Genomic DNA, 14819 nt, shown 5'->3' with positions numbered 1-14819 from the left:
AACAAAGAAAAAAGAAGTAAATCACTTTGCGTCTTAGCGTCTTTGCGCGAGATAAATTCAGATATCGAACTACAGTCCGTCAGCTTGATTTTAATCACAAGTTAATATTTGGGTTTATAATGTTGATTATCAGTCGCATAAGTGTTCCGCTCTTTGTTAGTTTTAAAAAAGCTTAAGTTGTTGATAATCAGCCACAATGCGTTCCAAAGCGTTCGGGGTGTTCCACTGCACTCAAATGGAACACTTAATAAATCAAATTTAAACAGCTTCTAAGAGATTATTTTGCGTGGTGTTAACCCGAGGCCTTGCACAATAGCGCAAATTGTAAAAACAGGTTAGTAATAAGACATTATAGTTTACTTCTGCTTTGTTTTTCTCCACTAAATTTAGCGTAACTAATTATAAGCATTTCTCCACCGCAAATGCGCATATCAAAACCTAATGAAAGATGTTAAATATTGACATTAAAGATCTGTTATTAAAAGTTGCGCATGATAATGATCTGGCATCCTTTAAAAAGATTTATTTTTTATATTACGAAAGACTGTTAAAATTAGCCTGCTCCTTTGTGAGATTGACAGAGGTGGGAGAGGAGATTGTGGATGACGTATTTGTGAAAATATGGTCAAACCGGGCCAGATTAACTGGGGTGGATAATTTAACGGTTTATTTATATGTAGCCGTTAAAAACAGGGCTATCAATTATAATTTAACAAATCGCATAACCTGCGTTGATATAGAATCTGTTAGTTTTGAGCTTAAGGATATGAGCGGTTCTGTTGAGGATGTGTTAATTACAGATGAACTTGCAAAAATTATTAATTACACCATACAAGGGTTACCTGATGAATGCAAAATAGTATTTAAACTTGTTAAAGAGGATAGTCTCAAATACCGGAAGGTGGCTGAGATATTAAATATCTCTGTTAAAACCGTTGAATATCACATGAATAACGCACTGAAAAGAATAGCCGCTGCAATTTCTGCCTCACCAGATCACCATAAAAGAACAATAAAAAAAGCGTCCTCAAATTAATTTCATTTTTTCACTGGGGTGTTTTCATTTTCTCCTGTCCTTGTTACTGAAGCAAAAAAATGGATCAGGACACTATTTGGACACTTGTAGGAAAAAAACTTAATAATGAGGCTACCCCCGAAGAGCTTCATCAGCTACATCAGTTGCTAAAGCAGCCCTGGGCCGATGTTTATTCCATTCAGATATTGGAGGCCATGTGGCGGCAAAACCCCAATCAGCCGCCACGTTTTATTCCTTATAAACTTCAGCAAAAATGGGACAAGCTCGAAAGTAGACTCGAAGCTGATGATACCCAGGCTGATACTTTTCAAGGCCCTGCGAACCAGGCAGACCTGCCAGTTGGCACTATGAAGCTAAGATTTATTCCGGCGCTTATGGCAGCGGCCGTTTTGGTTTTTGGGCTGCTGTCTTTTTTATATTGGAAAAATTACTCCGGTAGTTATAATGTTAAAAACTATCAAATTACAGCGGCGAGAGCAAATGTCAGCAAGATTGTATTGCCTGATGGTACTAAGGTTTGGCTTAATGCCGGCAGCGAAATTTTTTATAAAACAAATTACGGCAGCAAATACAGGGAAATACGCTTAACCGGCGAAGCTTTTTTTGACGTTGTGAAGGATGCTGAACATCCGTTTATTGTAAATACTGCTACAATGCGTATAAAAGTACTGGGCACTGCCTTTAATGTTCGTTCTTATGCAAATGATAATGTTTCTGAAACATCACTGATCCGGGGAAGAATAGAATTAACCACAACTTCGGGACCCGATCACAGGATTATATTAAAACCCTCCGAAAAATTAACCATTCTTAACAAAAAAGGGTCTCATAGCAATGAAGGCGATGCCCTTATTACCCTAAGTACCCTGCATACCACAAAAACCGATTCTTTGCCATCAGAAGCGCAATGGCTGGAAAATAAACTGGTATTTGATAATGAATATTTTGATGACGTAGCAAAAAAAATGGAAAGATGGTATGGTGTTTCCATTTCATTTAAAAATGCTCAGTTAAAGGAGAAAAGATTTAGCGGAAAATTTGCAACAGAGTCGCTAAGTACAGCTTTGGAGGCGCTTAGGGCAACCAGCAATTTTAACTTTTTGATAGATAATAAAGAGGTGGTTATTTACTAACCCGGAATGTTTAACCTAAAAATATGCGTATGATGAAATTTGAACCATAAAATTATTAAACCAAAAAAGCGGAGAATGTTGTCGCATTCCCCGCAATGATTGGTACCACAACTACGAGTCTTCTTAAACCAATAATTAAAGTAACCTAAATACTAAATTATGAAAAAAAATGCTTGCCGCATAAGTAATATGCGGTTGCAATGCCTATTAAAAATATTACTCATGACAAAGTGTATCCTAATCCTGATAATTATATCTGCATTTCAGGTTTTTGCAAAAGGCTACGCGCAGGATAAAGTTAATATTAACCTTCACGATGTTTCCATAAAAAAAGCGCTTACAGAAATTGAAAAAACAAGCAGTTACCGTTTTGTTTATAATGATGATGCCTTAAATGCAAAGCATATTGGTAATGTAAACCTTAATAATGCCTCGATAAACGAGGTAATGGACATATTACTAACTAAAACAGATCTTATATATAAACTGGGTAGTAACAACCTGGTTATAATTTCTGACAAAAGATTACAGGCGCCTCTACAACCCGTTACCGGGCGGGTAACGGATAATAAAGGTGGACCGCTACCTGGTGTAAGCATAAGAATAAAGGGCGCGCAAACAGGGGTTATAACTGATCCTGACGGGAAATTTACAATCAATGTGCCGGATAACAACGCCGTGTTGATGTTTTCGTTTATCGGCTTTGTTTCAACTGAAGTAACGGTTGGCGACCGCAGAACCATTAATGTGATCCTAAAGGAATCAGCTACCGACCTAAACGAGGTAGTGGTAACCGGTTATGGCCAATCGGTAGTAAAGCGCGATTTAACCGGGGCTATATCAACGGTTACTGCCAAACAGATTGAGGAACGCCATCCTATCAACCTGATTGATGCTTTACAGTCACAGGCATCGGGTGTGCTGGTAATAAACGATTCGGGTGAGCCTGGCGCAACCGGCTCCATCCAAATACGCGGCGGATCAACCTTTTCAAGTGCGGGTAACTCACCGCTGTTTGTAATTGATGGTATTTTAAGCCAAAGCGCGGATAATGTGAACCCTAACGACATACAATCTATTGAAGTATTAAAAGATGCCGCGTCAGCAGCTATTTATGGTTCACAGGCAGCCAATGGTGTTATATTAATAACCACTAAACGGGGGCAGGCCGGTAAGCCGCTTATTAACGCTCAATATGCCCGCATTTTTGGTGTAATGGCCCACAAGTTGGAGCAGCCAAATTCAAAGGATCTGCGTGTTGAAAGAAATTTATATAACGGTAACAGTCCCGATAAACCAACTACCACAAACGATTCATTAAATGTGGTTTTTAACTCAGACAATGATAACCAGAGCGTAATTACCCAAACAGCCAAAAGAGATATTCTTGATTTTGGTGTTAGCGGAGGCGAAAAAAGTGTGCAATATTATTCAAGTATAAGGTATATTAATGATGAAGGTTTGATAGTTAACAGCTACTCAAAAACACTGCAGGCCCGTTTTAACTTGGATTACCAGGTATCGCCAAGGTTTAAATACAGCAACCGTTTATCCTTTGGTTATAATACCAACAATAATATTAATGAGGGTAACACCATTAATCAGGCATTTCAGCGGCCGTCAAATTTAGCTTTGTATTATCCAGATGGTACCTTAACCGGTTACATTAGCGGGCGCCGCAACCAGTTATCGGTAGCCTTGCTCGAGGTTAATGTTACCAGTACGTATACCGGCGATTTGTTTAACCAGGTAGATTATGCCATTAGTAAAGATTTGCGTTTAACCAATAACTTTGATTTTGGTTTATCAACGCCACACAATGTTTTCTTTGACCCTAAACTATTGAGCAGCGCCAGCCCCACAGTTAATTCGGGGAGAGAAAGCTTTGCCCTTAACACCAACTGGGCATACCAGGGATTTTTAAATTATAATAAAACATTCGGCCAAAATCATTCCATATCTGCTGTAGCAGGGGTAAGTGCCGAAAAAACGCAGAACAATAGTTTTAAAATAGCCGGGTCAAACTCTGCCAACGAAACTATCTACACTTCAAATGTGTATGGTATTATTGACCAAACCAATACTGGTACCGATGCCGGGTCAACCAGCCGCGAATCATTTTACACCCGCGTAGGTTACAACTATAAAAGCCGGTATATATTTAGTGCGGTTTACCGCAGGGACGGTTCATCAAAATTTGGTTCATCCAATCAATTCGGTAATTTTTATGGCTCATCGGCCGCCTGGCGTTTCTCCGACGAATCGTTCATGGACTGGTCAAAAAAATTCCTGGTCGATGCCAAGTTGAGAGTAAATTATGGGCAGGTGGGTAACGACCGTATCCCGGCCAATTCCAATTTGTTGATCTATACTTTTGGATCGTCCTTTTACAATGCGGTAAATGGGGTGGTTTTAAGTAACCAGTTCGGAAACTCGCAATTAAAGTGGGAAAGCAATATTCAGAAAGGCCTGGGGCTGGATCTGCAATTCTTTAATTCCCGCCTGAATATAACCGCCGATTATTATCAAAAGATAACTAAAAACCTGCTTTATCAGCGCAATATCCCCGTGGAGACGGGCTTTACCACTGTATATGTAAATGTTGGCGATGTTACCAATAAACGATGGGAGTTTTCTGTGAACGCAACGCCTGTTGCCAGTAAAAAATTCACCTGGAATATTAATGCCACCTTATCTGTTGAGCGCAATAAGGTCAAGAGCCTTTATAATCATCAATCATTTTTGGCTACCTCGGGAGGCGCTACCTACCTGGTTCAGGAGGGTGGAAAGATCGGCGATTTTTATGGATATAAGGGACAGGGGGTTTACCAGTACGATGCATCAAATGCTTATGACGGTAACTGGAACAGGCTGACCCCGGTAGGCGTTTCTTCCGATGGTAAAACTGCTTCGGGCTATGTGCTGAATGGTAACACTTATACAGGTACCGTGCACCATATGTACGCCGGAGGCGCGTTACTGCTGGGCGGCGATATGATATTTGACAATGTTAAAAAGGATAGTGTGATTGATGCTAATGACCGGCAGATAATTGGCAATGCACAGCCGTCATTTTATGGAGCCATCATTAACACATTTACTTATAAACAATTTAGTTTATCGTTTACACTTAATACTACCTGGGGCGGCGAAGCCTATGATAGTCCAAGGCAAACATTAAATAACCTGGCTACATCGGGCATTGTTGCCGATAATAATACCACTTATAATTCATGGAAACAGCAGGGGGATATTACAAATATACCCTACATGGGCCGCAAAAACTCAACTGCGAATTTTCCGGGCACGCAAACCAGGTTCCTGGAAAATACTTCGTTCATCAGGCTTAGTTATGCAAAGTTCACCTACAACCTGCCGGCAAAAATAGCCTCGCGCATTAAACTGAAAAATATTGGGGCTTATATGTATGGCGCAAACCTGCTCACCTGGACAAACTACTCCTGGTACGACCCTGAATTTTCTTCAAGCTCGGCCTTAACACCGGGGAATGATAGTGGCCGTTATCCGCGCAGGCGCGAATGTGGTTTTGGAATAAATGTTAATTTCTAATGAATTTAATCATGAAAAAAATATTAAATGTTGCTTTTTTGATGCTCTCCATTTCGTTGTTTAGCTGTAAAAAGCTGTTGGACCAGCCTCCAAAAAGTCAGCTGGCGAGTAGTAAATTTTGGAAAACATCTGATGATGCCAAGGCAGGTATAGCCGGGATATATGATGGTATTCAGGATATGTTTAACACCCAGTATATTTATTGGGGCGATGGCCGGAGCGATAATCTTACTTTTCACCCTACCTATAATGATGGCCTGCCCCTGGCAATAAACGTATTAACGCCTACCACCACCGGGGCCGATTGGACGCTGATATACGCCACGATAGGCCGGGCTAATTTTGCCATAAAATATATTCCGGCTATTGAGGGTATTAATCCTGTTTTGTCAAAAGACCTGCAGGCGCAAGCTTTGGGAATAAGGGCATATTGTTATTTCTGGCTTATAAGGCTTTGGGGAAATGTACCTGTATGGACAGAGCCTTATGAAGATCTGAATACAGATCCTTACAAGGGTGTAACACCCGCGGCAGATATTGTAAAAAATGTTATCCTGCCCGATCTGCTTAAGGCCTATGACCTGTCTGACCATACAGCCGCGGTAGTATGGAATTTAAATTCAGGCGGTATTGCAGCCATGTTAATGGATGTTTACATGTACAACCATGATTATACCAATGCTTTGTTGTGGTGCGACAACCTATTCAAGCTAAACCGCTATAGCCTGGAAACTACTGCTAACTGGAAAAATAACTTTATCGCCCCAACAAATACCAAAGAGAACATCTGGAGTTTAAACTGGGATTTTACGGTTGATGGCGGCAATAAAACCTCGCAGGAGATAGGGGCCGGTGATACCAATAGTGATTTTGCCGTCGATCCTCCGTTGTGGGCATACTATACCACAACAACAGCTGATATCAGGGGCGCTCAAAGTATTGATTTTAAGGTAAACAATCACGATAAAATATTGAAGTATTATGCGCCGAACCTGGATAAGAACGGTAACCAGATTTATCCTACCTCCCCACAGGCAAATCTGTATTTTCCACTATATCGCCTGGCTGATATTTACCTTTTACGGGCCGAGGCATTAAACAGAACAGGTGACCTGGCTAATGCGCTGCTTTACCTGAATAAGGTACATACCCGGGCAGGCTTGCCAGCTTACCAGGCAAGTGATTTTGCTAATGCGGATGCTATGCTTTATGGCAGTCCTGTTAATACAAACGGAATCTTGCGGGAAAGACAGCTGGAGTTTTTCTGCGAAGCTAAACGCTGGTTTGATTTGCAGAGGAATGACATCGTCATCAGCACGATGGACCCGGTGATCAGGACCAGGCAACTGTTAAAAGGGTTTCCTTCTACCGGTTTTGGCGACCCAAGAAAGGTATTCTGGCCCATCAATCAAAACGTATTAAACGCCAATACCAAACTAACTCAAAATCCACCTTATTAATCAATCAGATAGCATTTTAAAAAAAATATCAAAATGAAAAAGATAAAACAAACATGTTTATGGTTTGCTTTTGCAGGCCTTGTAATAAGCATGGCCGGCTGTAATCTGGCTGGATTAAAATTACAGGAAAATGCTGATTATCATCCCTATGTGCTTGATCCGCATATTGATAAAACCACCTGGCAATATATTAAGGACCGCAGTTACAACTTTGCTGGTAAGGATACCATTTTTAAACTGATGCGGCAGGCTATTGAGTATTCGGGGATAGATACAAACCTGTATATTAAAACCAATTGTACATTTATACTATTGCATAACGATGCCATTTTCAGAACAACCGTAGTAAATAAAGTACCCACTATAACTGCTGATTGTTATTGGGGGAAATACCTGGTAAATGGTGTGCCGGGCAAAAAGTGGAGCGATTACCCTAAAGAGCAGGTAAAAAACTACCTGTTGTATTTAATTGTACAGGGAGCATACTCATTTAATAATTTAACGCCCGGCAATGTGATTGCCACTACGCTTCAGCCATTAAATTATGATCCGTTAAATCCCACATCGGTGATGACACTGCGTGTTAACGACGATCAGAATTTTACCATGCGGTTAAATGATTTCTCAAATTCTGTGGGTTATGTAAGTGTACGAACAAGCAATATTTTGCCCGTAAACGGCGCCATACAGGTAATTGACAGGGTACTTTTCTATCAAACTAAATAATACTAACCACTTTAACTCCCATTGCGGCCGGTTTTTACTGTCGCGATGGGTTGTTTTAACAAACTAAAATTGAGTAACTGATGATAAATCCGGATGATAAAACAGTATCCCGTCGCAATTGGCTGGGAGCAATGGGTAAGGTATCTATAGGTACAGGCTTAATGGCTTTTACATCAAACGCGTTTGGTTCTGAGCATTCAAGTTCAATAGAAAAAACGGGCAACGATACAGGTGCACGCATTTACAACATCCGTGATTTTGGAGCAAAAGGCGACGGAAAAACACTGGATACAGCAGCTGTGCAATTAGCAATTGATACCTGTAATAAAGACCATGGTGGTACGGTTTTGGTACCCGCGGGTGTATTTGTTATTGGAACCATTGAGTTAAAAAGTAATGTTACACTGCACATAGTTGCACAAGGGAAACTGTTAGGCAGCGCCGATGGCAAACAGTACCACGCCAGTGACGTTATTCCACTTGACAGCGGGTGGACAATGAACGATGGGAATGTGGGGCTGATATTTGCTGTCAATGCCGATAATATTACAATTGAAGGCAATGGTATTATTGACGGGCAGGGCGCGCAATTTCGCAGTGATACCAAGGGCGTGTTACCTCCGGCTGGGATTACAGGTAATCATCGCCCATACCATTTACTTTTTTATCAATGTAAAAACCTAACTGTTCGTGATATTTCGCTCATTAACAGTGCTTATCATTCGGTGCGGGTTTGTCTTTGCTCTTATGTAAAACTCGAAGGGTTATATATTCGCGGTAAGGTGGTGCATAATAACGATGGCTTTCATTTTATTGGCAGTACCTATGTGCATGTTAGTAACTGCGATGTACAGTGCCAGGATGATGCCTGCGCTTTATTTGGCAGTTGTAAGTTTGTAACCATATCCGATTGCTCCTTTAGCACCCGATGGTCGGTGTTCCGTTTTGGAGGCGGCGAGGCCGAAAATATCACCGTTTCTAATTGTCTTATTTATGAAACCTATGGATGCCCTATAAAAATGCGTTGCTCGCCCGGATCAAGGTTTGAAAACATTTCGTTTTCAAACCTGGTGATGAAGGATGTAACAGGACCCATTTCTATAGGCCTGGGTAATGTGCGGTCATCAAGCGAGAACAAAGAAATTGCTACTCCCGGAATTATCCGGAACATTTCTTTTAATAATATTCACGCCACAGTAGTAAAACCAGTTCCGCTTCGCGATGCGGAGTTCGCGAGCAAGTATAACCCGGGTGAGATATTTTCATGCGTTGTACTGAATGGTGTGGATAAGGGATTTTTAGAGAACATTTCCTTTAATGATGTACATATTACTTTTCCGGGTGGTGGCACAGTTGAGCACGCAGCGGTAAGGGATGTTCCAAAAATTGCGGGAGAATATTACCAGATCGGTATTCCGCCGGCCTACGGAATATATGCACGCAATGTGCGTGGATTAACGCTTCACAATATCCGGTTAACAATGGCCAGCCCGGATATGCGACCGGCTTTGATCCTGGATAACGTAGAAGACGTTGCCGTGAACGGCTTAAGCGCACAGGGACAAAAAGATGCCGAATCGTTATTGCGTTTCATTAACACACGTGATGTTTTAATAAGTGCCCTGCGTGTGCTAACTCCCGTGGCAAATGTGTTACAGGTAGAAGGTAAGGAAAGCCATAATATCAAGATAGATGGCGGTGATCTTTCAAAAGCCGATAAGCCATCAGTACTTGCTGCCGGGGCTTACGCGCAGGCGGTACGGTTACGGGATTAGTAATCAGGCTTTGGTTTAATTGAAACATTTGCTGGCATCTCCATTCAGGAGTAATATTATTTTTATGGTGACCATCGGCGCAGTTTCAGAATATATCTGTCATACAATAGTTATAAGGTTTTAATCAATACGCCAATTATCGCTGCGATGCCGATGATATAGGGTTCCTGCATTTTTTTAACATATACTAAGGCTGATACCGCGGCTATTGCAATCAATGCAGTAGGGGCATCCACAATAGAACGTAATCCAATTATAATAACAGAGCCAACCAAAGCCCCGATAACTGATGCGGTTATTCCGTCTACAAAAGCTTTAATGCTGGCATTTTTGGCAATTTTTTTAAATGAGGGCGCCAGCGCTACGGTGAATAAATAACATGGCAGGAAAGTGGCTAAGGCAGCTACGGCAGCACCCGGAAAACCGGCGACTAAATATCCTATGAATCCTACAGTAATTACAACAGGCCCCGGTGTGATCATTGCCACAGCCACAGCATCCACAAATTGATGCTCTGTTAACCAGCCAAATTCTTTAACTACCCCGCCATGCAAAAAAGGCACGATAGCAAGCCCGCTGCCGAATACAAAGGCCCCTGCTTTGGCAAAGAACCAGGCAATCTCCTGCAATGTTTTGCCATCGTATTTCCAGAACCCGGTACTGATTAAAATCCCGGCGGGTAATACCGCAGGTTTTTTGATCCATTGTGGCGGAGCTTTGATCAGCATGTACAAAATACCACAGGCCAGGAATAGTATTATTTCTTCTCTTTCCGTAATAACTGTTATAACAATCCCCGCAATATAAAACAGCCATAATAACCATTTGGATTTTATGGCTGTTATCTCCAGCTTGCTGATGGATTTTACAGTCAGTTTATAAGCGCTCATCGCAATAATACCGATAACTGCAGCGCCTACTCCATAAAATACCGCCTGCATCCAGGCTAAGCCCCCGAAAAGCTGGTAAGCCATGCCTAATAAAACCACCATGATAAAAGAAGGCAATACAAAAGCCAGTCCGGTTAATGTTGCCCCAATAAGCCCGTAATGCACAAACCCAATATAAATACCTAACTGGGCAGCTAAGGGGCCGGGGGCCAGCTGGGCCAGTGCCAACCCTTCCTTATATTCTTCTTCAGTTAGCCACCCTTTGTTTTCAACCAGGTCGCGGTGCATATAGCCAACTAAAGCCACCGGGCCGCCAAAACCCCAGGTGCCAAGTTTCAGGTAATATTTAGTAATATCCAGCAAAGAATAGGCAGGTTTGTATTTGTTTAATTGTTCTTCCATGTGTGTTTTTCTTCCTGTACATATTTTGCCCAGCTATACAGGGCATCATAAATAATTAATCCGATGGCCAATTGTTCATGGTCATCTTTGAAATTATAAGATAACCCTGCAGAAATAGCCCAAAGACCAGCTGCCTGCTGCGCCAGGTTAAACCTATCTGTGTCTGCACCCCTTACAATCTCCGCGATCTGTAAGATAGCCGGATCGGTTAGGTTGTGTTTTTTGATGATATAATCAAATGTGCAGCGTTCACCTTCGTGCGTATATTCTGCCCCCGCAATGTCATAGGGTATCGCATTTAAAAATTTTGCTTTTTCAAACACATCCTCTTTAGGCACGAAAATAAATTCAGCGCTGGGGTCAACAAAGTTTTTTATCAGCCAGGGACAGGCAATACGGTCAATTTTTGGCCGTTCACGGGTGATCCATTTCATAAGCTAAAAGTTTAACAGTCAGGTTTACATTTTCATACCGCCCATAGATTTATCTGATTTTTGACCTAAAACATCTAATGCAGCCCGGAATCCCTGTGCCAAAGTTGCTGCATTGCCACGACCATAATAATGCAGGAAAATCATGTGCGGATCATCACCCAGCATATGGTTGTGTACCGCCACAACTTCCAGGTTATGCGCACGTAAGGTTTTAATAACTCCATTCACTTCACTTTGCAGCATCGCTATGTCACCAGCTATATGGGCATCATCCTGTTTCCCTGCAAAAGACGCCCAACTGTTCAGGCCGATATTGGTGGTCATTTCCACACCCATAGCTAACACTTTCAGATCGCTTCTGCCAACCGTGTATTTATAGGTGGGGCCGTTCACCGTCCCTGTATACTTTACGATGGCGTCCAGCGCAGGCAAATCAAAGTTTTCTTTCCCGGTAACTGCAGGCGGCGCGGAAGTGGCCGGTTGATTAGCGGGGAAAAGTTTGCTGTCTTTAATCGTATCTGCATATTTCTTAGCCAGCTCGGCTACTGTACCTATACCGTGAATGTGCATATAAAATATGCGTGGTTCCTCGTAAAAGAAGTGGTTATGGATGGCAGCTATCTCCAGCCCATTTGCATGGGCAGCAGAGATCAAAGGATTGACTTCTTCCATTTGTAATACCGTATCACTCATCACCATGGCCGATTTACCATCAACCGTTTTTTTGAACGACACCCAGCCGCCAAAACCAAAAGGAATAGGCACCGGCTCGCCTTTAATTTTCATTTTCAGGTCGTTTCTGGGTAATGGGGTGGTATAAACGGCCTCCGCTTCTTTGTAACTGCCTTTCTTGCCTAAAGCACTGTCAATTGCGGCCATTTCTTCGGCCGTTAAGGCAGGTGTTTTGCCCAGGGCAATTGGAGTGGCTTGTAGTTTATTAATAGGTAACAGCAAGGCTGTTCCTAATACGGCTGAAGCCTGCAGGGCTTGCCGGCGGCTGAATTTTTGTGTTTCCATGTTGATATTGCGATGCTTATGCAATACTAACTAAACATTTGTGCCAGGAATAGTACGGATTTAACTTTTGGTATCCGTTTTACTTTTTTAGGATGTTTTTTTTGTATACAGTGGGTAATATCCCGGTTTGTTTTTTAAAGATCCGTGTAAAATGGCTTTGATCGGAAAAACCTGTAAGGTAAGCAATCTCAGTTAGAGAATATTGTGAAGTCTCCATCAGGTGCGTCGCTTTTTCGATACGCATTTTGCGGATGTATTCTCCAAAAGACAGGTTCTCAAAGTATTTTGAAAACTCCCTTGATAAGTAAGCGGGGTTAATCTCCAGTTCATCAGATGCCTGTTGCAGGCTTAGCGTTAAATTGGTATCTAACTGATCCTGTATCATTTCTTTTAATTCCCTGGTCCATTCGGGTGCTTTTTTTGAATGCCCCTCTTTCAGGTACTTATGATACACCTCCAGTAAAAGCCCTTCTACCGGCGCCTTTGTATGCTTTTGTTGGTGCAGGTATTTGGCCCAGGTGTAAAGCCCGTCATACACTTTCATGCCCAATTCCAATAGTTCATAGTCGTCGGTGATGTTTTTGGACAAACCCATAAATATTGCCGATAAACCTGCCGCCTGTGGTGCAAAATCGTGCCGGTCTGTATCCGCCCCCCGGATGATTGCCGCCATCCGGTCTAAAGCCACATCTTTAAGTTGATGTTTTTTGAGAAAATAATCAAAAGTGCAATGATCTTCGTAATGGCTGTATTCTACGCCCGGCAGATCAAACGGCACAGCATTTAATTCTTTCGCCTTTATAATCACCTGGTCAAAGGGAACATAGATAATCTCCGCTTCCGTATCAATAAACCGTTTAATCAGCCAGGGGCAGGCGATGCGGTCAATTTTAGGGTGTTCACGGGTTATCCATTTCATGATTTACAAGCGGGTATTTTGGCTCAAAGATATTGTGTGAAATAGCAATAACACAATAATCATATTTATATCTATAAAAAATAGTTATTGGCTACAGGGATTATCTTTTACCGAATACATGATTAACGAGGGGAGGTAATTAATTACTGAAGGTTTAGCTGCAGCACGAATTTCCCAGCTGAACAGGCGGGCATTTAACCGATCCGTAGCTACAGAAAACACAACAATCTCCCTGGCGTGGTTTCAAATAAGCTTCACACTGCTCACAGGTATAAAAATACTGACACGCATTGACCGGCATTTCCTCTTCTTTTTGATAGCCGCAATTCGGACACGTAATTACGGAATTGAGCATTGTCTTTTTTGCTATCATGTTAATTATTGTAACCGGGTAATCAGTTTTGTTGTTTTCAATAAATACTATTTATACTGTTGGCAATTACATTTTCATTCCTTCCATTTGTTCATTGCCATTTTTAAAGATAGCTTCGCTGTTTAACAGGTAAGCGCCATTAGTTACCACAACCTCCCCGGCATTTAACCCCGAAAGAACAGGTACATAACTTTGGTTTCCTGAACCTGATTTAATAGCTCTTGGCGAAAAGCTACCATCGGTATTTTTAACCCAAACTTTGCTGCCTTTGCCATTTGATAAAACAGCCGATGTTGGTACAGCTAATGAACGGTTATCACCGTTCGCGACAGAAATATAGGCAAGCATGCCGGGCCGGATCAATCCCTGTGCATTGGAAATGCTAATTCTCACCAAATCAACTTTCGAGGCATCCGATAGTTCAGGGTTGATAAATTCAACCTTACCGCTAATCACGTGGCCCCCCAAATCAGGAAAGGTAATGTTTACCCGGTCGTTTTGCTTATAGTTTCCGGTTTCGCCGGCATAGATCTGGGCCTGTACCCATAAATTGTTTAATGCCTGTGTTTTCAAAATGGTCATTCCTTCTGTTACATAATCGCCCTCATGTACAGCTATGTCACTAACGGCTCCGCCTATCCTGCTCAATATAGTTGTTGTGGCTGATACTTTTCCAGATGTTGCCAGGCTATTGATCTGGCTTTTTGACAGCCCCCATAATTGCAGCTTGTTTTCTGCGGAGGCAATCAATTGCCTGTAATCTACATCCGGATTGTGCAATACCTTTTGCTGTTGCCTGGCCAGCAGGTATTCCTTTTCAGCTTCCTGTAAATCCTCGCTGTAAATAGCATATACGGGCTGACCGACGGCTATTTTTTCGCCAACAGTCCTGGTATATAATTGTTGTATCCGCCCTGCTATCCGTGCGCTAAGTTCTGCTGCTTTATTTTCATCCGTTGTTACTGTTCCGGTGATTGTTTTTTCGCTACCTGTATTTTGTTCTCTTACTGTATCAGTTGCAATACCGGCCAGCTGGATTTGCGTTGCGGTCAATATTATTTTGTTACCTGTAGTACTTCCAGGG

Annotated in this window: 12 protein-coding genes; 6 read left to right on the top strand and 6 right to left on the bottom strand. The window is 42.0% G+C overall.

The genetic code is table 11. The annotated features are described in order from the left end of the window. Nucleotides 1-448 precede the first annotated feature (448 nt). From AC1DPZ_RS11940 to AC1DPZ_RS11915, 6 genes are all read left to right on the top strand, one after another. The gene (locus AC1DPZ_RS11940) at nt 449-1036 is read left to right on the top strand and encodes an RNA polymerase sigma-70 factor (RefSeq protein ID WP_477403533.1); all 588 of its coding nucleotides are present in this window, start codon (nt 449-451) and stop codon (nt 1034-1036) included. A 59-nt stretch (nt 1037-1095) separates the two neighbouring features. After that, nucleotides 1096-2169, top strand: a complete 1074-nt coding sequence (locus tag AC1DPZ_RS11935; RefSeq protein ID WP_477403531.1) for a FecR family protein — start codon at nt 1096-1098, stop codon at nt 2167-2169. Between the two features lie 222 nt (nt 2170-2391). Continuing rightward, on the top strand, nt 2392-5739 hold the full coding sequence (locus tag AC1DPZ_RS11930; RefSeq protein ID WP_477403529.1) for a SusC/RagA family TonB-linked outer membrane protein: 3348 nt from the start codon (nt 2392-2394) through the stop codon (nt 5737-5739). An 11-nt stretch (nt 5740-5750) separates the two neighbouring features. After that, nucleotides 5751-7199, top strand: a complete 1449-nt coding sequence (locus tag AC1DPZ_RS11925; protein WP_477403527.1) for a RagB/SusD family nutrient uptake outer membrane protein — start codon at nt 5751-5753, stop codon at nt 7197-7199. A 33-nt stretch (nt 7200-7232) separates the two neighbouring features. Continuing rightward, complete coding sequence (locus tag AC1DPZ_RS11920; RefSeq protein WP_477403525.1) at nt 7233-7925, top strand: fasciclin domain-containing protein; 693 nt, start codon at nt 7233-7235, stop codon at nt 7923-7925. Nucleotides 7926-8005: 80 nt separating this feature from the next. Next, complete coding sequence (locus tag AC1DPZ_RS11915; protein WP_477403523.1) at nt 8006-9700, top strand: glycoside hydrolase family 28 protein; 1695 nt, start codon at nt 8006-8008, stop codon at nt 9698-9700. 110 nt (nt 9701-9810) lie between these two features. Here the strand turns inward: AC1DPZ_RS11915 and AC1DPZ_RS11910 are convergent, their stop codons facing one another. The 6 genes from AC1DPZ_RS11910 to AC1DPZ_RS11885 form a co-directional block, all read right to left on the bottom strand. After that, the gene (locus AC1DPZ_RS11910; RefSeq protein ID WP_477403521.1) at nt 9811-10992 is read right to left on the bottom strand and encodes a chromate transporter; all 1182 of its coding nucleotides are present in this window, start codon (nt 10990-10992) and stop codon (nt 9811-9813) included. After that, complete coding sequence (locus AC1DPZ_RS11905) at nt 10977-11426, bottom strand: chromate resistance protein ChrB domain-containing protein (protein WP_477403519.1); 450 nt, start codon at nt 11424-11426, stop codon at nt 10977-10979. Before AC1DPZ_RS11905 ends, AC1DPZ_RS11910 begins: the two co-directional genes overlap by 16 nt. Nucleotides 11427-11450: 24 nt before the next feature. Further along, nucleotides 11451-12443: a DUF1259 domain-containing protein gene (locus AC1DPZ_RS11900; RefSeq protein ID WP_477403517.1), complete on the bottom strand. Its 993-nt coding sequence runs from the start codon at nt 12441-12443 to the stop codon at nt 11451-11453. Nucleotides 12444-12522: 79 nt separating this feature from the next. Further along, nucleotides 12523-13362: a chromate resistance protein ChrB domain-containing protein gene (locus AC1DPZ_RS11895; RefSeq protein ID WP_477403515.1), complete on the bottom strand. Its 840-nt coding sequence runs from the start codon at nt 13360-13362 to the stop codon at nt 12523-12525. A 154-nt stretch (nt 13363-13516) separates the two neighbouring features. Next, nucleotides 13517-13717 carry a GDCCVxC domain-containing (seleno)protein gene (locus tag AC1DPZ_RS11890; RefSeq protein WP_477403535.1) on the bottom strand — a complete coding sequence of 67 codons (201 nt, stop codon included), beginning with the start codon at nt 13715-13717 and terminating at the stop codon, nt 13517-13519. Between the two features lie 84 nt (nt 13718-13801). Beyond that, nucleotides 13802-14819 (bottom strand): efflux RND transporter periplasmic adaptor subunit (locus AC1DPZ_RS11885; protein WP_477403513.1); only part of this gene is annotated, 1018 nt, incomplete at its 5' end.

Source organism: Mucilaginibacter sp. P4_G9 (genome assembly GCF_056400985.1).
The sequence above is the reverse complement of the archived record's forward strand: the minus strand, read 5'-3'. Positions and strand labels throughout refer to the sequence as shown.

Coding starts and splice junctions, on each gene's coding strand:
- AC1DPZ_RS11940 (WP_477403533.1), top strand. CDS start 449: ATGTTAAATATTGACATTAAAGATCTGTTATTAAAAGTTGCGCATGAT.
- AC1DPZ_RS11935 (WP_477403531.1), top strand. CDS start 1,096: ATGGATCAGGACACTATTTGGACACTTGTAGGAAAAAAACTTAATAAT.
- AC1DPZ_RS11930 (WP_477403529.1), top strand. CDS start 2,392: ATGACAAAGTGTATCCTAATCCTGATAATTATATCTGCATTTCAGGTT.
- AC1DPZ_RS11925 (WP_477403527.1), top strand. CDS start 5,751: ATGAAAAAAATATTAAATGTTGCTTTTTTGATGCTCTCCATTTCGTTG.
- AC1DPZ_RS11920 (WP_477403525.1), top strand. CDS start 7,233: ATGAAAAAGATAAAACAAACATGTTTATGGTTTGCTTTTGCAGGCCTT.
- AC1DPZ_RS11915 (WP_477403523.1), top strand. CDS start 8,006: ATGATAAATCCGGATGATAAAACAGTATCCCGTCGCAATTGGCTGGGA.
- AC1DPZ_RS11910 (WP_477403521.1), bottom strand. CDS start 10,992: ATGGAAGAACAATTAAACAAATACAAACCTGCCTATTCTTTGCTGGAT.
- AC1DPZ_RS11905 (WP_477403519.1), bottom strand. CDS start 11,426: ATGAAATGGATCACCCGTGAACGGCCAAAAATTGACCGTATTGCCTGT.
- AC1DPZ_RS11900 (WP_477403517.1), bottom strand. CDS start 12,443: ATGGAAACACAAAAATTCAGCCGCCGGCAAGCCCTGCAGGCTTCAGCC.
- AC1DPZ_RS11895 (WP_477403515.1), bottom strand. CDS start 13,362: ATGAAATGGATAACCCGTGAACACCCTAAAATTGACCGCATCGCCTGC.
- AC1DPZ_RS11890 (WP_477403535.1), bottom strand. CDS start 13,717: ATGCTCAATTCCGTAATTACGTGTCCGAATTGCGGCTATCAAAAAGAA.